Annotated in this window: 18 protein-coding genes; 8 read left to right on the top strand and 10 right to left on the bottom strand. The window is 62.7% G+C overall.

The genetic code is table 11. The annotated features are described in order from the left end of the window. Positions 1–30: 30 nt before the first annotated feature. The 3 genes from BLS13_RS16435 to BLS13_RS16425 all read right to left on the bottom strand — a co-directional run bounded on the left by BLS13_RS16435 (position 31) and on the right by BLS13_RS16425 (position 1877). Positions 31–366, bottom strand: coding sequence for a UrcA family protein (locus BLS13_RS16435; protein WP_093453747.1), 336 nt, complete (start codon positions 364–366; stop codon positions 31–33). Positions 367–922: 556 nt separating this feature from the next. After that, a complete protein-coding gene (locus BLS13_RS16430) occupies positions 923–1234 on the bottom strand; it encodes a UrcA family protein (protein WP_093453745.1) in 312 nt (103 codons plus the stop codon). A 298-nt stretch (positions 1235–1532) separates the two neighbouring features. Further along, the gene (locus BLS13_RS16425; RefSeq protein WP_093453744.1) at positions 1533–1877 is read right to left on the bottom strand and encodes a UrcA family protein; all 345 of its coding nucleotides are present in this window, start codon (positions 1875–1877) and stop codon (positions 1533–1535) included. Between the two features lie 318 nt (positions 1878–2195). Between BLS13_RS16425 and BLS13_RS16420 the strand changes: the two genes are divergently transcribed. Together BLS13_RS16420 and BLS13_RS16415 are read left to right on the top strand one after the other, a co-directional pair. Then, on the top strand, positions 2196–3311 hold the full coding sequence (locus tag BLS13_RS16420; protein WP_093453742.1) for a DUF47 family protein: 1116 nt from the start codon (positions 2196–2198) through the stop codon (positions 3309–3311). Between the two features lie 18 nt (positions 3312–3329). Then, positions 3330–4331, top strand: a complete 1002-nt coding sequence (locus BLS13_RS16415) for an inorganic phosphate transporter (protein WP_093453741.1) — start codon at positions 3330–3332, stop codon at positions 4329–4331. Between the two features lie 111 nt (positions 4332–4442). Here the strand turns inward: BLS13_RS16415 and BLS13_RS16410 are convergent, their stop codons facing one another. Continuing rightward, on the bottom strand, positions 4443–4991 hold the full coding sequence (locus BLS13_RS16410; protein WP_093453739.1) for a fasciclin domain-containing protein: 549 nt from the start codon (positions 4989–4991) through the stop codon (positions 4443–4445). Positions 4992–5225: 234 nt separating this feature from the next. Between BLS13_RS16410 and BLS13_RS16405 the strand changes: the two genes are divergently transcribed. The 4 genes from BLS13_RS16405 to BLS13_RS16390 all read left to right on the top strand — a co-directional run bounded on the left by BLS13_RS16405 (position 5226) and on the right by BLS13_RS16390 (position 10547). Further along, positions 5226–7760 carry a TonB-dependent receptor gene (locus BLS13_RS16405; protein ID WP_093453738.1) on the top strand — a complete coding sequence of 845 codons (2535 nt, stop codon included), beginning with the start codon at positions 5226–5228 and terminating at the stop codon, positions 7758–7760. 244 nt (positions 7761–8004) lie between these two features. Further along, positions 8005–8745 carry a tetratricopeptide repeat protein gene (locus tag BLS13_RS16400; RefSeq protein WP_218123306.1) on the top strand — a complete coding sequence of 247 codons (741 nt, stop codon included), beginning with the start codon at positions 8005–8007 and terminating at the stop codon, positions 8743–8745. A 376-nt stretch (positions 8746–9121) separates the two neighbouring features. Continuing rightward, positions 9122–9856, top strand: a complete 735-nt coding sequence (locus BLS13_RS16395) for an energy transducer TonB (RefSeq protein WP_256325934.1) — start codon at positions 9122–9124, stop codon at positions 9854–9856. Between the two features lie 7 nt (positions 9857–9863). Then, positions 9864–10547 (top strand): Fe2+-dependent dioxygenase, encoded by a 684-nt coding sequence (locus BLS13_RS16390; RefSeq protein WP_093453735.1) that lies wholly within the window; start codon positions 9864–9866, stop codon positions 10545–10547. Between the two features lie 81 nt (positions 10548–10628). Here the strand turns inward: BLS13_RS16390 and BLS13_RS16385 are convergent, their stop codons facing one another. From BLS13_RS16385 to BLS13_RS16370, 4 genes are all read right to left on the bottom strand, one after another. After that, entirely contained in the window at positions 10629–12149 is a 1521-nt protein-coding gene (locus tag BLS13_RS16385; protein WP_093453733.1) for a globin-coupled sensor protein, read from the bottom strand. Positions 12150–12517: 368 nt separating this feature from the next. Continuing rightward, positions 12518–13315, bottom strand: a complete 798-nt coding sequence (locus tag BLS13_RS16380) for a crotonase/enoyl-CoA hydratase family protein (RefSeq protein WP_093453732.1) — start codon at positions 13313–13315, stop codon at positions 12518–12520. 75 nt (positions 13316–13390) lie between these two features. After that, a complete protein-coding gene (locus BLS13_RS16375; protein ID WP_176943637.1) occupies positions 13391–14245 on the bottom strand; it encodes an SDR family oxidoreductase in 855 nt (284 codons plus the stop codon). 121 nt (positions 14246–14366) lie between these two features. Further along, positions 14367–15362 carry a zinc-dependent alcohol dehydrogenase family protein gene (locus BLS13_RS16370; RefSeq protein WP_093453731.1) on the bottom strand — a complete coding sequence of 332 codons (996 nt, stop codon included), beginning with the start codon at positions 15360–15362 and terminating at the stop codon, positions 14367–14369. A gap of 98 nt (positions 15363–15460) precedes the next feature. On the opposite strand from BLS13_RS16370, the gene BLS13_RS16365 reads away from it, so the two are divergent. Continuing rightward, a complete protein-coding gene (locus BLS13_RS16365) occupies positions 15461–16312 on the top strand; it encodes a LysR family transcriptional regulator (protein WP_093453730.1) in 852 nt (283 codons plus the stop codon). A 113-nt stretch (positions 16313–16425) separates the two neighbouring features. On the opposite strand, the gene ligD is transcribed toward BLS13_RS16365, so the two are convergent. Continuing rightward, positions 16426–18909 (bottom strand): DNA ligase D, encoded by a 2484-nt coding sequence (ligD, locus tag BLS13_RS16360; RefSeq protein ID WP_093453729.1) that lies wholly within the window; start codon positions 18907–18909, stop codon positions 16426–16428. Positions 18910–18912: 3 nt separating this feature from the next. Further along, the gene (locus tag BLS13_RS16355; protein WP_093453791.1) at positions 18913–19776 is read right to left on the bottom strand and encodes a non-homologous end joining protein Ku; all 864 of its coding nucleotides are present in this window, start codon (positions 19774–19776) and stop codon (positions 18913–18915) included. A 130-nt stretch (positions 19777–19906) separates the two neighbouring features. Between BLS13_RS16355 and BLS13_RS16350 the strand changes: the two genes are divergently transcribed. Next, positions 19907–20218 carry a zinc ribbon domain-containing protein gene (locus tag BLS13_RS16350; RefSeq protein ID WP_093453727.1) on the top strand — a complete coding sequence of 104 codons (312 nt, stop codon included), beginning with the start codon at positions 19907–19909 and terminating at the stop codon, positions 20216–20218. Positions 20219–20240 lie beyond the last annotated feature (22 nt).

Raw genomic sequence — 20240 nt, 5'->3', positions numbered from 1 at the left:
GAAGGACCGCGTGCTTTACGATCGATCAGATCAGTGTGCCGAGGCGAGGCTCGCTGAATTCTGGGCGACCTGCGTGCCGGCCTGTGCCAGCGCGAGTTCGACCTGCGGCATCGCTCTGGCGACAGCGAGACGCTGGCACTGCTTCGCCGCCATCACCGCCGAAAGGTCACGGTCGCTGGTCTGGCAAACCCGTGCAGCCGCACGCTTGACGCGCATCTGCAATGTCTGCGCACCTGCGGCATTTGCGAGGTTGATGTCACCGTAGCGAACCACAGCCGTAGGCAAATCGGCGGCAAAGGCCGGAGACGCGAAGCCGGTTACGGTAGCAGCAGCAAGCGCAAGCGAGGTGAAGATGGTCGTGGTCATTATAAACTCCCTGAGGTCCCGTTCGACATGGCCGCCATCGCGCCGCCATCTGTCGTTGAGAACTTTCTAGGCGGCCCGCAGGAGCTTCGCATGCAGGGTTCGACCGACGGGCGAGCCGCCTCTGCAAACCGCAAATCTGACGACGAACGACATATCGGAGCAGACGAAAGTCAGCGACGACCGCGCGGCCATGTTCCATTCCCAAGTCATCACCGTCAACGATGGGGGTGACCGACCATATCTCGCATTCTGCGCGTCGTCCGGCCGATCAGACGATCTGGCTGCGCTCATAGCCTTTTATCGCGCCGGCCTCCTTTTCATCGTCATCCCCGCGAAAGCGGGGACCCATGGATGAGGGCACCTTCCGATTCCCGTGCGCCTTCACTGTGAGTTTCCGCTTTCGCGGAATGACGGCGAGGCGGGGCGCTGCCGTGTTCTCCGGATTGCCCTCCACACAACCTCACCGTTCTGACGCGCATCGGCCGGACACGAAAACACCTCCGGGGAAGGAACCCGGAGGTGTTCGAGCGATCCTCGCGCGCAGGCGGGCTCTGCGTCAGTGCGCGGAAACGGCGATCGTTTCGGTCTTCGAATGCGATGCACCACCGGCAAGCGCCAGATTGATCTGCGGCTCGGCGCTGGCAATGGCGCCGCGCACGCAAACGGACGACAGTTCACCCGCACAGACCGTCGCAGCGGCATGGTTTACCCTTGCACGAAGCTCCCGCACGCCCTCAGAATTTGCAAGGTTCAAATCCTTATATCGAACAGTAACGCTGGCATCACTGGATGCAATAACTGGTGTAGCCATCGCCGACATCGAAAATGCCACAACTATCAAAGATGAAATAACGATCGGGTTTTTCATAAAGCCTCTCCTAAATTGCCTGGAAATATTCCAATAGGTTCGACCAATGAATATTTTGTTATGGCACCATAATGTTTTTCACATATTAACCATTTATATTTTAGCAAAATCTGAAAATCCGGAGAAAATAGCCGATTTTGAAGAAGCGGCGACAGCGCCGTCATGCATAGCCGTTATCGTCCGTGTCCGGTAAAAATGGCCACCGGCGTAAAAACACCCCCGGGCAAGGGAAAGCCCGAGGGTGTGTGCCACGCGGTGGAAATTGCCAGTCCGGCCGCGTGTACCTGTTGTGGGTTGGTCAGTGAGCCGCCACTGACACTCGACTGTTTTCCGCAACCCGCTGATTCTGGGCATTGGCGAGTGCCAGCTCGACCTGCGGCATAGCCCTGACGACCGCCACGCGGCGGCACTCGGCCGAAGCAGCACGGGCCTGCAGATCAACGACACCGTTGGTGGCGCAAACGCGACGCGCGGCGCGCTCGACGCGAACCTTCAGTTCCTGTGCACCCTGCGGGCCCCGCAGGCTGAGGTCATCATAATGGACATCGATACGGGGGGCTTCGGCCGCGAAAGCCGGCGCCGACGTCATGGCCGCCGCGGAAACCCCGACGGAAGCCACTGCAAGAAGAATCGAACGAATCATGGCGGAACTCCTCTGAAACCTCGCGCCACAACCCCTGCCGCGGCGCGCCTAATGTCTTTGCGGCGCACCGTGCATCCTGCTGCCGTCCGCCGTGGTAAAAGCTGTATGGCAACGCCGTTGACGGCACATGCGACGTTCGACCGACCGCGCCATCCCCTCCACAAACCTCCATGACCGGCGACGAACGACCGGCTTGCTTCGACCAACGACACCTCGATATCGCGATCCGCAAAAGTCGGGGCTGGCGATCCGCCAAGATTCGCGGCAATTGCAACCAAAGCGTCATAATCGGCCGGCACCCCGGCGAGAGGATCGATCATCAAGCAGGTTGCCGCCCTTCCCTACCGAACCGATGGAAACGGGGTGATCGAGGTCATGCTGATCACGTCGCGGGAACGGCGGCGCTGGGTGATTCCCAAGGGCAATCGCATCAAGGGGCTGCGCAGCCACGAAGCCGCCGCGCATGAGGCGTTCGAAGAGGCCGGGCTGGTCGGTATTCCGTGCCCGATCTCGATCGGCAATTACAACTATAACAAGTTGCGCCGAAGCGGCGACGCGCGGCTGGCGACGGTCGACGTGTTCCCGCTGTCGGTTACCGGCCAATTGCCCGAATGGCCTGAACAGCATGAACGCGAGGTGCGCTGGTTCTCGCTTGCGCAGGCGGCGGCTGCCGTAGAAGAGCCCGATCTCAAAATCCTGATCGCGCGGTTCCAGCCGCCGGTCTGGAAGCCCGGTTTTATCGAACATTGTCTCTCGGCGGTTCGCCGCCATTCCGCAGAAAGGTCCACGATCGTGCGCTGGTTCCAGGCTCTGATGCCCAAGCAAGGCCGCTTCTTCGAACAGTTCGAGGCGCATGCCGCATTGATCGTGGTCGCGGCTGACGCGCTCGGCAAGCTGTTGCAGGGCGGCCCCGACCTGCCGATCCACTGCAAGGTAATCGTCGATCGCGAGCAAGATGCCGACGACATCATCCGCGAGGTGCTGATGGATGTGCGCCGGACCTTGATCACGCCGTTCGATCGCACCGCAATCACCGGCCTGATCGGCGCGATGGATGACGCGATCGACCAGATGAACCAGACCGCCAAGACGATCATGCTCTACGAACTCGATACGTTCGAACCGCAGATGCGCGACATGGCCGGGCTGATCGTCGAATGCGCGCGGATCACCGCCGATGCGATGCCACTGCTGCGCTCGCTCGACCGGAACAGCGCACGGCTGCACGAACTGACCGAGCGGATCGTCAAGCTGGAGGGCCATGCCGACGACATTCACGACGCCGGCCTGAAGGCGTTGTTCAAGGCGCAGGCCGGGCAGAACCCGATGACCTTCATCATCGGCCGCGAAGTCTATGGCCACCTCGAGAAGGTCACCGACCGGTTCGAAGACGTCGCCAACGAAATCCAGGGCCTTGTGCTCGATCACGCCTGACGGCCCGGGAACTATTCAATGAGCGCCATTCTGAGTTTGCCGATGCTGATCGGTCTGATCGCCATCGCGCTCGCGTTCGACTTTCTGAACGGCCTGCACGACGCGGCCAATTCGATCGCGACGATCGTGTCAACGCGCGTCCTCAAGCCGCAATATGCAGTATTCTGGGCGGCCTTCTTCAACTTCGTGGCCTTCCTGTTCTTCGGGCTGCATGTCGCCGAAACCGTGGGCAAGGGCATCGTCGATGCCAATATCGTCGATGCGCAGGTGATCTTCGGCGCATTGATGGGCGCGATCTGCTGGAACATCATCACCTGGATGCTCGGCATCCCTTCGAGCAGCAGCCATGCTCTGATCGGCGGCCTGCTCGGCGCCGGTATCGCCAAGGCCGGCCTGTCGGCGGTGATCTGGGCAGGGGTGATCAAGACGACGGCGGCGATCATACTGTCCCCGGCCTTCGGGCTGGTGCTCGCGCTGTTCCTCGTGCTGGGTACCAGCTGGTTGTTCGTCCGCTCGACGCCAAAGGCCGCCGACCGGCGCTTCCGCAAGCTGCAGTTCGTCTCCGCCTCGCTCTACTCGCTCGGCCATGGCGGCAATGACGCGCAGAAGACGATGGGGATCATCGCCGTCCTGCTTTATTCGCAGCACCGGCTGGGCGGCAGCTTCCATGTGCCGTTCTGGGTCGTGATCGCCTGTCAGGCGGCGATGGGGCTGGGCACGTTGTTCGGCGGCTGGCGGATCGTGCACACGATGGGATCGAAGATCACCCGGCTCACGCCGGCACAGGGCTTCTGCGCGGAAACCGGCGGCGCGATCACCCTGTTCGCGGCAAACTGGCTCGGCATCCCGGTATCGACGACCCACACCATCACCGGCGCGATCGTCGGCGTCGGCGCGTCCCGCCGACTGGCGGCGGTGCGCTGGAATGTCGCCAGCAGCATCGTCATCGCCTGGGTGGTGACCTTGCCGGCGGCGGCTTTGATCGCCGCCGCATTCTACTGGATAGCGGGACTGTTCTGAGAACAGCCCCGCTCCCCCAACCATCCGTCAGGCCCGCCTGCGTTCGGCTGGCGGATGAAACGCGAAGCTACTGGTCATCGGCCGGTGCATCGCCCGGCCGATGTTCGCAGATTACGGCATCAGGACAGTATCGACGACGTGGATCACGCCGTTCGATTGCATCACGTCGGCGATCGTCACCATCGAATTGCCGCCCTTGGCATCGGTGAGCACCAACTTGTCGCCCTTCATCCAGGCGGTGAGCTTTTCACCCTGCACGGTGGTGAGTTCAGCCTTGCCGCCGCCCGCCTTGATCGCGGCAGCGATCGACTGCGACGTCATCGTGCCGGCAACCACATGGTAGGTCAGAATCGTCGTCAGCGTGCCCCTGTTTTCCGGCTTGACGAGCGTTTCGACCGTGCCGGCCGGCAGCTTCGCGAATGCGGCATTGGTGGGCGCGAAAACGGTGAACGGCCCGGGGCTCGACAGCGTGCCGACGAGGTCGGCGGCTCTCACCGCGGCAACCAGGGTCGTATGATCCTTTGAATTGACGGCATTATCGACGATGGTCTTCGTCGGATACATGGCCGCGCCGCCAACCATCGGATTGGCAAAGGCAGCGGGCGCCACCAGCGAGAGTGCGGTGGCGGCAAGCGCCGAGCGGAACATGGTCTTGATCATCTGAATTTCCTCTTCCTCACATCGCCTTCGGGGGATGCGCCCACAGCTACGGCGATGATCGGCGCCCGGTTGCAACGGCCCAGGATTCATTTTTGAGCCGTTTTGGAGATATCCCCACAACTAAATGCGACGCACATGCAAAAATCGTTGACTATCTTGCGACTGATTATCAATAGCGTCACACGTCAAAGATCGCAGCGCCTTCCATATCCTGACTAAAGAGGGGAAAAATCCATGCCACAGCCCGATCCCAGGATCGCCACCCGAACGCACCCCGCCTTTCTGGCACTCGGCTGCGTTGGCTTCATCGCCTCGGCGCCGGCCGCCGCGCAGAGCAACGAAGCTGCGTCGGCCGACGCCCCCAAGACGTTCAAGGGCGTCACCGTCACCGGAACCGCCATCACCGATGAAGGATATAAAGCCGAGCGCATCGAATCCCCCAAGGCGGTCGCGCCCTTGCTCGATACGCCGCGATCGATCGTCGTCGTCGACAAGCAGATCATCAAGGATACCGGCTCGGCCACTTTGGTCGATGCGCTGCGGACCGTGCCCGGCATCACCTTCGGCGCGGCCGAGGGCGGCAACCCGATCGGCGATCGGCCCTTCATTCGCGGGTTCGACAGCCAGGGTTCGACCTATCTCGACGGCGTCCGCGACATCGGCGCACAGACCCGTGAGGTATTCGCCGTCGAGCAGATCCAGATCGTGCGCGGTTCCGATTCGACCTTGGGCGGGCGCGGCAGCGCCGGCGGTTCGCTGAATGTCATCTCCAAGCTGCCGGAGCGCGAGACGTTCATCGCCGGATCAGGCAGCTATGGCACCGCCGATTACAAGCGTCTGACCGGCGATGTGAACTATCGGCTAAGCGACAGCATCGCCTTCCGCGTGAACGGTGCGTGGCATGATCAGGATATCGCAGGGCGCGATGCCATCTTCCAGAAGCGCTGGGGGATCGCGCCGTCGGTGACGATCGGCATGAACAGCAAGACCAGGCTGACGCTGGCTTATTATCATCTGCACACGAACGAGCTGCCCGACAGTGGCATACCCTATCTCTACGCCTGCTCGACGACGGTCTGCAACGCACCCAATGGCTATACATTGTCGCAGCCCGCGCTCGGCAAGGTGACGACCGCCAGCGGCACCACCGGTTATGTCGGCCGCGACACCTTCTACGGCCTCAAGGATCGCGATTTCCGCCACAGCAACACCGATCAGGCGACGATGCGGATCGAACATGATTTCGGCACGGTGAAGCTGCGCAACACATCGCGCTACAGCCACACCTATCAGGAATATATCTTCCTGCTGCCCGACGATTCGACAGGCAATGTCTATGGCAATCCGGCCAATCTCACCGGCCAGCCCGGCGGCCAGGTCTGGCGGCGCGCCAATACCCGCTTCGGCTATACCGACAGCATCATCAACCAGACCGATCTGTACGGCACGTTCGAAACCGGATCGATCAAGCACAGCTTCTCCGTGGGCGGCGAACTCTCCTGGGAAAAATCCGATCGCGGCGCTTATGTATTGGCGACCGGCTCGACGATCAGCCCGCGCTGCTCGGCGCTGGCCATCGCCCGCTTCTATTGCACGAGCCTGTTCACGCCGAACCCGAACGACGCCTGGCAGAATTACACCAACGACACCGCGGCGGGCACATTGACCGCGATCACCAAGGGCGCGTCGCCGACCCATACGATCAACAACGCCAATACCAAGTCGGTCTATGCGTTCGATTCGATCACGCTCACCGACAAATTGATCCTCAACCTCGGCGCGCGTTATGACGATTTCAAATCCAAGGTGACATTGCCGTTCTTCCTGATCGACCGGCCGATCGTCCGCCGCGACGACGGCATTTTCAACTGGCAGGCGGGCGCGGTCTTCAAGCCGACGCCGAACACGAGCTTTTATGCCTCCTACGCCACTGCCGCGATCCCGCCGAACAGCCTGATCGGCGAAGGCCAGGAGCAGAACAGCCTCGGCACCCTGCCCACCACCACCACGGCGGCGACCTATGCGAGCGCCGTCGCCGCGCTGCAGGCCGCGGCCAATGATGCGCTCAAGGTCGAAAAGACCAAATCGATGGAGATCGGCGGCAAGGCCGAACTGCTCGATGGCGCGCTGTCGATCAACGCCGCCATTTTCCAGACCAAAAGCCAGAACAGCCGCGCGATTGCCTCGGACGGCACCGTCCAGTTCATCGGCGCGAAGCGGGTGCGCGGTATCGAACTGGGGTTCAACGGCAACATCACCGACAAATGGAACGTCTTCGGCGGCTACTCCTATCTCGATGCCAGGATCACCGACGGCGGTTTCACCGCGCTGACAGTCGCGGCAAACGGCGCGGCTGCCGCGACGACGGTTGCGGTGCCGTCGGTCAACACCGGCCGCCGGTTCCCGCAGACGGCGAAGCATAATTTCACGATCTGGACCGACTATAAGGTCACATCGGCCTTTTCGATCGGCGGCGGCGCCTTCTATGTCAGCCGGGTCTATGGCGGCTATGGTGACAACCGGACGGCGACGCAGACGACGGCCGGCGTCATCACCGTGACCCCCGCCACCAAGACGATCGCGCGGTCGATCCCCGGCTATTGGCGCTTCGATGCCCGTGCCGGCTACAAGATCAACGATCATGTGGATGTTTCGGTCAACGTGCAGAACCTGACGAACAAGACCTATTTCAGCCAGGCCTACACCAGCCATTATGCCACCCTCGCGGCCAGCCGCTCCGCCTTCGCGACGGTGAACTTCCGTTATTGAAGGACGAACATCTTTTCTGTCCTCCCCCGCCAGGGGGAGGTGGCGCCGAAGGCGACGGAGGGGGCGGACGACGATCAACTGCTGCTTGACGCTCACCAGTCCCGCCCCTTGTCGGCGCGCGTTGTTGTCCGCCCCCTCCGTCAGCCTGCGGCTGACACCTCCCCCTGGCGGGGGAGGATCGGAATGTTCGGATGATACCGCAGAACCAAATGCCTTTTGACGGGGCTATTCTCTATAGGGTCGAATGATGGAACCGCTCACGATCGAAGCGATATCGGCGATGGACGCCGACACCGTCGCCCGCCACCTCGCCGGCCCGCCGGCAGAGCGCGCGTCGTTCGTGCTGGTGGCAGCACAAGCCGGCATAGCCGAGGCGCAGGCGATTTACGGCCAGATGCTGCTCGACGGCAGCGGAATTGCCGCCGATCCGCAGGCGGCTTTGGGCTGGTTCGCCAAAGCCGCGCAGCAGCAGCATGTGATGGCGATCAACATGGTCGGGCGCTGCTACGATCTCGGCTGGGGCGTGGGCGTCGACAAGGCCCGCGCCGCCGAGTGGTATAAGGCGGCGGCCGATCGCGGGCTCGATTGGGCGATGTACAATCTGGCGACGCTGATGACGCTCGGCGAAGGCGTGGCAGAGGATCGGCCCGCCGCGCTCGCTTTGTTCCGCAAGGCGGCGGCCATGGGCAACGCCAAGGCGATGAACTTCATCGGCAGCTTTTACGAGGATGGCTGGGTGGTCGAATACGATCTCGACAGCGCGGCCTCCTGGTATGAAAAGGCGGCTATCGGCGGCGATTTTCGTGGCCAGTTCAATCATGCCCGGCTGCTGGCCGATCGCGGCCGGATCGACGAGGCGGTCGCCTGGCTGCGCCGCGTCCCCGAAACCGCGACCGACGCCTTTCTCGGCAAGGCCCGCGATCTGCTCGCCCGATCGCCGATCGCCGCGATGCGCGACGCGGCAGCCATTCTCGTGCGTGATTAGCCAGATCGTCTCCCGCAACGCTGCGATCGGTTGGACAAGGCGATTACTCTTTTACAGAGGCTTGCACCTAAAAAGGTTCGTCCCGGCGAAAGCCGATGGGCGCTAAGACAAGAAATTATGCGGTCTGTTGCATAATATGCGGTGCCCTACCCCCAACCGTCATTCCCGCGAAAGCGGGAACCCACGGTAAAGGCACGCCGAAATCCGTAGGTGCCGCCGTCCATGGGTCCCCGCTTTCGCGGGGATGACGAGATGGGGAGGAGTCCCTCCCATTCACCCGATCATTCCACCCCATTCGCTATTGCGATTGATTTGCAATACAAACTGGAGTAGCGAATCACTCGCATGAACAATGCCTGAGCGGGGCGATTAAACAATGTACGCATATGAGGGCGGATCAATGGTGGGCCAGGGCGAAGCGATCCGCTTCGTCGAATGGCCGGCGTCGCCTTTGGCCCCGAAAGCCCCGACCGGGCCCGAACGATCGGGCTATGGCGAGCGTTCACGCCCGAACTGGGCGGTCATTGCCGCTATCGCCATCTTCCACGTCGTCGCGCTGATCGCGCTGATCAAGTTCGACGTCATCAGCATCGCCCGGCCCAAACCGCAATTGCTGGTCGTCAACCTGATGGCCGAACCGCCGGTGCCGGCCGTCGCCGCGCCGAAACCCGAAACCCGGGCCACAACCCGGGTTGAGCCGACGATCGTCACGCCGGCGCCGATCGTCGCCCTTTCCGCACCGCCGCCGGCGACGGTGGTGACCACACCCGTCCCTGCCCCCAAAGCCGTGGTGATCGCCGCCCCGGTCGCGGCGGCGCCCGCCCCGCCCCGGGCCGTCGACCTCGACGAGAATCGCATTTCGGGCAACCCGCCCAAATATCCGATCGAATCGCTGCGCAAGAAGGAACAAGGCACCGTCCTGCTCCACCTCACCGTCGGCCCTGACGGCAGCGTCACCGATATTGCGATCGCCCGCAGCAGCGGCTTCGAACGGCTCGACAATGCCGCGTTGCGCGCTGTCAGGGGCTGGCGCTGGCGCCCGATGATGCGGGGTGGCCAGGCCGTGGCCGTATCGGGCGACATGCCGATTCCCTTCACCCTGAACGCCTGATCCCCCCATGATGATTGCAGTTCCCGGCGTGCTCGATCCGGGCAGCCTCGCGCGCTGCCGGGCGCTGATCGACACGGCCGACTGGACGGACGGCAATGAAACGTCGGGGCACCAGTCGGCGCTCGCCAAGCGCAACCGGCAATTGCCCGAGGACGGCGCCGCCGCGCGCGAGGCCGGCAACCTCATCCTCGATGCGCTCAGCCATTCGCCCCTGTTCGTTGCCGCCGCATTGCCGCTCAAGGTCTATCCGCCCTTGTTCAACCTTTATGGCGAGGGCGAGGCGTTCGATACCCATGTCGACAATGCGATCCGCATCCGGCGCGGCAGCGATTTCCGCATACGATCCGATCTCTCGGCGACCCTCTTCCTCACCGATCCGGGCGATTATGATGGCGGCGAACTCGTGGTCGACGATCATCTCGGCACGCATGCGGTGAAACTGCCGGCCGGCGACATGCTGCTCTACCCCGCCTCCAGCCTGCACCGCGTCCAGCCGGTGACGCGGGGCGCGCGTCTCTGTTCGTTCTTCTGGATCCAGAGCATGGTCCGCGACGATGGCGCGCGATCGACCTTGTTCGACCTCGACAGCGCAATCCAGACGATCGCCGCCGATCGCGGACAGGCCGATCCGGCGATCATCCGGCTGACGGGCGTCTATCACAATCTGCTGCGGCGCTGGGCCGAGGTTTAGAGGCGGCGAATCGGGTTTCCAGATAATCGTCGATCACTGGGGTCACGATTCGCGCGGTGCCTGGTTCTGGCGTCAGGATGGTCAGAAGCTCTCCCACTCATCTTCCGGCTTGACGAGTTTCAATGCGGATAGCCCTTTTGAAAACGATGCGCGCGGCTGAGATCGCGCGACACGCACCGCGGCGGACCGCACTTCCGGTGGCCGCCCGGTACGAAACTTGTCGACAAGGTCGGTCAATTGCTCCGCTTCGTTGACCAGGCTGCGCGACGCCGCCGAGGATTCCTCGACCATGGCCGCATTTTGCTGGGTCGTGGCATCCATCGAAGCCACCACAGTGTTGACCTGCTGAATGCCCGTTGCCTGTTCTTGCGTGGTCCTGGCGATCTTTTGGATCCGTTCGGCCACTTCAGTGACTTGCTGCCCGATCCTGTTCAGCACGTCGCCCGTTTCCGCCACGAGACGAACGCCGGACTCGACCTGTCGCGAACTGTCGCCGATCAATTGCTTGATGTCCTTCGCCGCATCGGCCGAGCGCTGGGCAAGCGCCCGGACCTCATTGGCGACGACCGCGAATCCCCGTCCGGCATCACCTGCGCGTGCGGCTTCGACACCGGCATTCAAGGCCAGAAGATTGGTTTGAAAAGCGATCCCGTCAATGATCCCGATAATATTGCCGATCTCCTGCGAGCCCTTTTCGATCAGTTCCATTGCCGCCACGGCTTCGCCGACGACCTGGCCGCCGGTGGTCGCCTCGCGGCGCGTTTCGTCGACAGTAGAGCTGACGGCTGCGGCGCCGTCGGCGGTGGATCGTACCGAATTCGTGAGTTGCTGCATTGCGCTCGAGGCTTCCTGAAGCGCCCCGGCCTGCTGTTCGGTCCGCTGCGCCAGCTCGTTCGCCGCCGTTGAAATTTCGCTTGAGCCCGTACGGATGCTCCCTGCCGTATCGGTGACTTCATCAAGAGCGGCGCCCAGCGCGGCAACTGCCCTCTCAAAATCCAGGCCAAGCTGCTGATAGGTCTTCGGGAGGTCGGTCAGCCGCACGGTCAGATCGCCTGCCGCTACAGCGATCAATGCTTCGCCGACTTTATCCAGCACCATCTTCTGTTCGTCATCGCGCGTCTGGAAAATCGTCGTGACAGCGATATCCATGTCAAGCAGCGCGGTTTTGACGAGGGTTGATAGCGCACGCGTAAGCCGCTTTCCGCCAGGCATCCGGCCCATTGAAGATCCTGCCATCATCGCCTGCACCATATGTCCCAGTATCTGGGCATAGGCACCGAAATACAGCTTTGTATCGAGCCCGATGCGCGCATGCACCTTGCCGATGGTGGTGGCGCGATCCTGGTAGCGATCATCGATCGGATTGGCGAACAGCAACTGCCAGTGGCGGAGCTGTTTCTCGCGCGCATGCTGTATGATTTGGGGCGAGCCAAAATGGTTGGCGGCTGCCGGCGTTTGGGCCACTTTGCGGTAAAACGCATCCAATGCGTCGGGTGCATGACGGTCCACGATTTTGGCGATGTCCGCGAAGGCTTCGTGATGAGAGCCTTCAAGATCAAAAAATGTCAGATCTTCGTTCAGATTTATTCCCGTATCCGACATCTCAAGCGCTCCCGCAAACCTCGTCTTCCCGGGAGAATTACGTAATCAGACTCGGTTCACGAAAGATTAAATTTTATTGTACGCCTCCGCACAATTCCTGATCAATGTGGCATTTTTATTTAATACGAGTTTATACCGTAACGAGTTATAGTGAGCTCAAGGAAAACCTACGGTCCTATAGATGATCGCGACAACCTCATCGCATACCAATAGCTGCCATTACGGAATTCTCTCACGAAAAATGGCAGTCGTTCCGCTCGGACAGCGTCGCGGGCGGCGCGGAATGACCGAAGCTTACCGTCAAATGCCGCTGGGGCGATACAGGCCGGCCCGACGAGCGGGATGCAATAAGGCCGGGCAGGCTCGCCTCAGCGCCCCTGAAATATCGGCGCCCGTTTCTCGATCAGCGCGTCCACGCCCTCCCGGTGATCCTCGGTCAGATGCGACAGCGCCTGCGTGGCGGCGGCGAGTTCCAGCGCGGTGTCATAGGTGATCGTCTGTCCCTGGCGCAGCATCGACTTGGTCAGCCGCAGCGAATGCGGCGGCTGAGCCGCCATCGCTTCGGCCAGCGCGATCGCCTCGTCCATCAGCATCTCGCCCGGCACGACCCGGCTGACCAGCCCCCATTCGCAGGCCGTGGCGGCATCGATCACGCCGCCGGTGTAGAAGAGTTCGGCCGCCCGGCTCATCCCGATCACGCGCGGCAGCAGCCAGGTGCCGCCATCCCCCGGGACGAGCCCGAGCTTGAGGAAGGTCACGCCGAACTTCGCGCGATCCGATGCGATCCGCACGTCGGCCACGCACGCCACGTCGCAGCCGAGGCCGATCGCGGCGCCGTTCACCGCGGCGATCAGCGGGATTTCGAGGTTATATAGGGCCCGCAGCCCGCGGTGGATGTTGGTGCGATAATTGTCGCGCAGATCGATGCCCGATCCGGCGAAATTGCCGGTCCGCTCCTGCATCGCCTTGACGTCGCCGCCGGCCGAGAAAGCCTTGCCCTCGCCGGTCAGGATCGCGCAACGGATCGCGCGATCGCCGTTCAGCCGCGCGCACGCCGCCTCGATCTCCGCACCGTCCCCTTCCTGCCCGAGTGCGTTCATCGCCGCCGGCCGGCTCAGCGTCAGGATCGCGATCGATCCGCGAACTTCGGTTTGGACAAGCGACATCAGACACCCCCGATAAAACGATGCCTGCCTCTATCGCGATTGCCGGGGATGCGACAAGGGGCGCCGCACCGTCGCCTATCCGTTAACGATCGTTCCACCATTCGGGTGCAGCACCTGCCCCGACATGTAGCTCGAATCCGAACAGGCCAGAAACAGGAACGCCGGCGCCACCTCATTGGGCTGGCCCGGCCGGCCCATCGGCGTATGTTTGCCGAAGCTTTTGAGCTTTTCGTCGCTCGCACCACCCGAGGGATTGAGCGGCGTCCAGATCGGTCCCGGCGCCACCGCATTGACCCGAATGCCCTTGTCGACCAGATTTTCCGAAAGCGAGCGCGTGAAGGCCGTGATCGCACCTTTGGTGCTCGAATAATCGAGGAGTTCCTTGCTCCCCTCGTACATCGTCACCGACGTGCAGTTGACGATCGCCGCACCCGCGCCAAGGTGCGGGCGAGCCGCCTGCGTGATGAAGAACATGCCGAAGATGTTGGTCTGGAACGTGCGCCGCAACTGCTCCTCGGAAATGTCGGTGATGTCCTGGTCGGGATGCTGTTCGCCGGCATTGTTGACGAGAATGTCGAGCCTGCCGAACCGGGCAATCACTTCCGCCACCGCACGATCGCAGAATCCCTTGTCGCCGACGTCTCCCGCGATCGCGATCGCGCGCCGGCCTTCGCCGATCACGATCTGACGCGTCATCTCGGCATCGTCATGCTCGCACAGATAGAGGATCGCTATGTCCGCGCCCTCGCGCGCAAAAAGCGCCGCCACCGCGCGACCGATCCCGCTGTCCGCGCCGGTGATCAGCGCGACCTTGCCGGTGAGCCGACCCGATCCGGGGAAACGCGGCTCCCATTCAGGTTTCGGCTCCAGCCCGCTTTCATGGCCGGGAAGATCATCTTCATGGATCATCGGCTGCTGCTGGTCGATCATCATCGCCTCCTGTGTCGGAGGAAGAACGCGGCCGCGCGAAAGGGGTTCAAGCCGTTGCACCGGTGGAATGGCGATCGCGTCGTCCAGGAATTACCCAGCTTTTGGCTCCCAGGTCGGACTCTCAGATGATGCTGACGACGAGCTTTCCGGTTGCCGTGCCGTCGGTGATCGCGCCGTGAGCAGCCTCGGCGTCGGCAAGTGAGAACGCGCGCGGATCGACCTTGGGGATCAGCTTTCCCGCCTCGATCAACCGTGTCGCTTCGCCTAATATTTCGCCATGACGCGCGCGCCCAATACCGGTGAGCAACGGCAACAGTGTGAACACCCCCGAATAGGTGCCGCTCTTGAACGATAGCGGCGCGAGGGCATGCGTACCCCAACCAAGACAGCTCACCACGTGACCGAAACGACCGATAAGGTTGAACGCCGCATCAAGCACGGGGCCGCCAACCGTATCATAGACCAGGTCGAAGCCAATGCCGCCAGCATGGAGGGCAATCTGTTCCTCCGTGGGCAGGGCAGGATCGACGAAGGTGGCGCCGACCCGCTCAATGTCTGCCACGCGGCCGCTGCGATCGGTCGCGAAGACCTCAGCGCCCAAAGCCGAAGCAATCTGGACGGCGACCCGCCCGACGCCGCCTGCACCACCCTGTATCAGGACCTTCATGCCAGGCCTGACATGGGCGCGATCGACCAAGCCTTCCCAGGCGGTGATTACGACGAGCGGGAGGCTGGCTGCCTCGCGCATTGTTAGATTGGCGGGCTTGCGTGCCAGCAGATCGGCATCAACCGCGGCATATTGCGCCAGCGAACCCTGGATGCCGCCAACGCCGCCCGTCATGCCATAGACTTCGTCGCCGGGACGAAAGGCGCTGACGCCGGGCCCAACCGATTCCACCGTGCCGGCCATGTCGATGCCAAGGATATTGGGAAGCGGATGGCGGGCATGGGCAGCGGCGCCGGACCGGATCTTCGTATCGAGCGGATTGACGCCGCTCGCATGGATGCGGACGAGCACTTCGCCCGACTTCGGGGCGGGGCGGGCGATCTCGCGTACACGGAACGGTGCGTCATAATGATCGAGGGTAAGTGCTTTCATGGTCGGCTGGGCGGTCATAATGTGTCTCCTGCTCGACCATTGAGATGGACCCAAACATTATTGAATGAAATTGAAGATATCGGTATGATATCCATGCATTTATATTTGGATCTGCAATGGACTGGAGCGACCTTCCTATTTTCCTGGCGATCGCCCGCGATGGTTCGCTCGGCGCAGCCGCACGTCGGCTGGGCCAGACGCAGCCAACCATGGGCCGTCGATTGCGAGCGCTGGAGGCAGCGGTGGGGCAAACCCTGTTTCAGCGGACGCGCGACGGTTTCGTACTCACCGACGAGGGGCAGGCGATGCTCGGTCATGCCGAGCGCATGGAAGAGGAAGCACTGGCACTCCGACGCGAACTCGCGGGCGCCGATCGATCGCTGGAAGGGTTGCTGCGTGTCTCGTGCTCCGACTGGTTCGGCGTGAAAATGGTGGCACCCGTGCTCGCCGAGTTCGCGCAGATCCAGCCGCGTGTCGTGGTCGAATTGCTCACCGATCCAAGACTCTACAGCCTGCCGCGACGGGAAGCCGATCTGGCATTCCGGATCATGCCGTTCGACGAACCCGAAGTCGTCTCGCGCCGCTTGGCGCGGATCGAATATGGTGTTTACGCCAAGGTCGGCAGCCCACACCCGAAGCCGGGCGACGGACGCGGCTGTCCCCTCGTACTGATGGATAACGCGTTCGGAGGCATGCCCGACGTTGTCTGGATCACACGAATATTACCGAAGGCGCATATCGTTTCGCGCAGCAACAATCGCGAGGTGCAAGCGGCACTCTGCGAATTGGGCACGGGCCTCGCCGTGCTGCCGCGTCCGCTGGCCGACCCGATCGCCGGGATCGAACGCATCGATCTGGGCGAGGACCCGCCATCGCGCGAGACGTGGCTAGGCTATCATCGCGACATGCGCCGCCTCGCGCGCCTCCGTGCCCTGCTCGATCTGATCATCGCCCGCCTCGCAAACTAGGGTCACACCTCCTCGCTGATGAAGGTCCACAGCGGACCATTCGGATTACCGAGCGGGGACCCGTCGATGTCGCAAAAGTGATTAACGCGGTCGAGCAGAGCGGTTACGCGAGATCACACATCCGGCAGATGCTGGGCCGCGACGCCCCAGCCGCGCAGCGCCTTCGATCCCGCCCGTTCGATCAATCTGCCCGCATCGGCGATCGTGAACGCGCTGGCCTTGTCGAACCCGTCCAGTTCGTCCCACGTCACAGGCGCGGCGACCGGCGCCTGCTCGCGCGCTCGCACGCCATAGGGCATCACCGCGGTCGCGCCGCGCTGGTTGCGCAGCCAGTCAAGGAAGATCCGCCCCTTCCGCTTCGCCTTCGACATCGTCGCGACGAACCGTTCGGGCTCGGCCTGTGCGAGCGCGAGCGAGAAACGGCGGGCAAAATCCTTTACAGCGTCCCAATCGGCGTCGGGCGTGAGCGGCACCACCACATGGATGCCCTTGCCGCCGGAAAGCATCGCGAAGCTGATCAGGCCGATATCGGACAAAGCGGCGCGAATATCGTGTGCCGCCTTCCGCACATCGGCGAAATCGAGGTCGATATCGGGATCGAGATCGAAGATCATCCGATCCGGCTTTTCGACATCCTCGATCCGCGCGCCCCAGCCGTGAAACTCGATCGTCCCCATCTGGACGCAGGCGAGCAGGCCTTCGACGGTTCGGACATAGATATAATCTTCCTTATGGCCGTCCTTCTCGACGATCGGGATATGCGCGACATGCTCGCCGAATGTGCCGGCGTCGTGCTTCTGGAAGAAGCATTGCCGCGCGCGCCCTTGTGGGCAGCGTACCAGGCTGAGCGGGCGCCCCGCCGCCCATGGCAGCATCAGCGGACCGATCTTCTGATAATAATCGGCGAGATCGCCCTTGGTCGCCTTCGATTCCGGAAAAATCACGCGATCGCGATGGGTGATCCGGAATGCCGACTCGGCGGCCTCGACAGGCTTGGGCACTTCGCGCAGGACATCCTCCGCCTTTTTGTCGCTCCGCAGCGCGATGAAGCTCGCATGGCGCAGAACATCGTCGGCCGTATATTCGGCAAAGGCGATTTCGGCGACCAGGTCGGGCTTTATCCAGTGCGCGCCGCGGGCCTCCGGCCTCGGAACCAGCGCCGCCGGCGAGTCCTGCGCACGGACGGCGAACAGATCGGCCAGCATGTCGATCGTGTCGCCGTCAAAGCCGGTGCCGACCTTGCCGGCATAAACCAGTTTGCCGTCGCGAACCTGCCCGAGCAGCAGCGACCGGAACCGGCGGCTCTTCGCGCTGCTGGCGCTCCAGCCGATGATCACGAATTCCTGCCGCCGCGTGCACTTCACCTTGAGCCAGGCATTGGTGCGCGTGCCGCGATAGGGCGCGTCGGCCTTCTTGCTGATGATGCCTTCCTGCCCGGCCTTGCACATCGCATCGAACAATTTCTCACCGGCACCGATCACATGATCCGAAACGCGGATCACCGGATCGTCCGGTGGCAACAGCGCCGCCAGCCGTTCCTTGCGCTCGATATTCGGCCGCGCGGTCAGATCCTCGCCATCGGCCGAAAGCAGATCGAACGCGAACAACGTCAGGCCGCCCGCGCTGCCTTCGGATTTGATCGCCTTCTGCAACGCGGAGAAGTTCGGATTGCCGTCACCATCGAGCTTGACGATCTCGCCGTCGATCAGCGCCGGCGGCAGATCGAGCGCGGCGATCCGGTCGGCGATTTCGGAAAATTTATCGGTCCAGTCGAGCCCCGAGCGGGTGTATATCGTCACGGTGCTGCCGGCCGCCGCGATCATCGCGCGATAGCCGTCGAACTTGATTTCGTGCAGCCATTGATTTCCGGCCGGCACGTGATCGACCAGAGTCGCCAGTTGCGGCGCATGAAAGGCCGGCGGCCTGGCCGAACGCACCCGTTTCACCTTACGCTTCGTATGGCCATCGGCTTCGGCCATCGCTTGGTCGAACGCCTTGCCCTTCTTGCCCGCAAGCGGGGTTTCGCCGGCCTTGTCGGCGGCGATCTCGGCCATCGTGCGGCCGGTCTTCACGCTCGTCAGTTCGCGCGCGACCAGATCGTCGCTGCCGCCGGCTTCCTTATCATCGATCTTGCGCAGCAGCCAGTTCTCCCGGGCCTCGCCGGGCTTGCCCTTCATCCGCACGAGCAGCCACTCGCCCCGCATGCGCTTCCCATCCAGCGTGAAGTGCAGATGCCCCTTGTCGATATCCTTCGCGCTTTTGCCTTCGACGGGCGCCCAGATGCCGCTGTCCCACAGCATGACTGTGCCGCCGCCATATTCCTTTGCCGGGATCGTCCCCTCGAAATCGGCATAAGACAGCGGATGATCCTCGGTGCGCACCGCCAGCCGCCGGTCTTCGGGATTGAGGCTCGGCCCGCGCGTCACCGCCCAGCTTTTCAGCACGCCGTCGGCCTCGAGGCGAAAGTCGTAATGCAGCCGGGTCGCATCATGCTTCTGCACGATGAAGCGGTTGCCCGCGCCCTTGCCCACCTTCCCCGCGGGCTCGGCGGTCTTCGCAAAGTCGCGCTTGCGATGATATTCGGCCAGATCCGCCATCGATCAGGCCCGTTTGCGTGCCGGCGCCTTCTTCGCCGGCGCCTTGGCCTTGGCGGGCGCGGCTTTGGCCGGGGCGCCGCCTTCCACCGATTTGCGCAAGGCCGCCATCAGGTCGATGACGTTGCCGCGCTTCGATCCCGAAGGCTCCTCCTCGACATCCTCGAGGATCTTCTTGCCCTTCGCCTTCTGCTTCTTCGCGATCAGCCCCTTCAACGCATCGACATAGCGATCGTGAAATTCATGCGCGTCGAACGGCGCGGTCTTCTTGGTGATCAGGGTCTCGGCAAGATCGAGCAGGTCCGGATCGGGCGTCTCGTCGGGAATATCGCGAAAATAGCCCTGCGCCTTCTTCACCTCGTCGGCATAGCGCAGCGTCTCCAGTACCATGCCGCGCCCGCACGGCTTCAGGCTGACGACATATTCGCGCCCGCGCATCGCCAGCTGCCCCAGCCCCACCTTGCCGGTCCGCCGCAGCGCCTCGCGCAGCACGATGAACGCCTGTTCGGCCAGTTCGTCGGCCGGCACCACGAAATAGGGCTTCTCGTAATAGAGCACGTCGATCTCGTGCGCGTCAACGAACTGGGTCAGCTCCAGCGTCCGCTTGCTCTCCAGCTTGACCGCATCGATCTCGTCCTGCTCAAGCAGCACATAGCTGCCCTTCTCGACCTCATAACCCTTCACGATCTCGTCGACGTCGATCGGACCGATCCCCGGCACGACCTTTTCATATTTGACGGGCTTGCCCGACGGCTCGTGGATCTGCCGGAAGCTGACCTCGGCGGTGCTGCTGGTCGCGCTGTAGATCTCGACCGGAATCGAGACGAGCGCGAGCCTGATCTGCCCCTGCCAATATGCGCGCGCGGCCATGATGAAATCCTCATGCGAAGAAATATGCCGAGTCAAAGCGCGGCCGCTCAGGATGTTCCCAATGGCCGCCAACTATGGACGGCTGCCCGATTGATGATAATCTGTTCGTCGCGTTGGTTCGGGGGAACATATGGGCGGTATCATTGCACTCTGGCTGCTCTGCGGGATCTTGGGCGCCATCATTGCATCGAGCAAAGGCGGCAGCGCGATTGCCGGCTTCTTCGTGGCATTTCTGCTCGGCCCGATCGGGGTCATCATCACCCTGTTCATGGGCAACACCGCGAGGAAGGAAGCTGCCGAAGTGGCACAGGGCAGCGCGAAGAAGTGCCCTTACTGCGCCGAGCTGATCAAGTCCGAAGCCTTGGTGTGCAAGCATTGCGGCCGCGACATCGCCGCCGAAGCCGGAACGGCGCCAACGGACGCGTCATCACCGACCAGCTGAGGGCGGATTGCCAGCGGACCAG

This window comes from Sphingomonas sp. YR710, assembly GCF_900101455.1.
Taxonomy (GTDB): Bacteria; Pseudomonadota; Alphaproteobacteria; order Sphingomonadales; family Sphingomonadaceae; genus Rhizorhabdus.
Note: the sequence above shows the minus strand (reverse complement) of the source record. Positions and strands in the feature narration are given on the sequence as shown.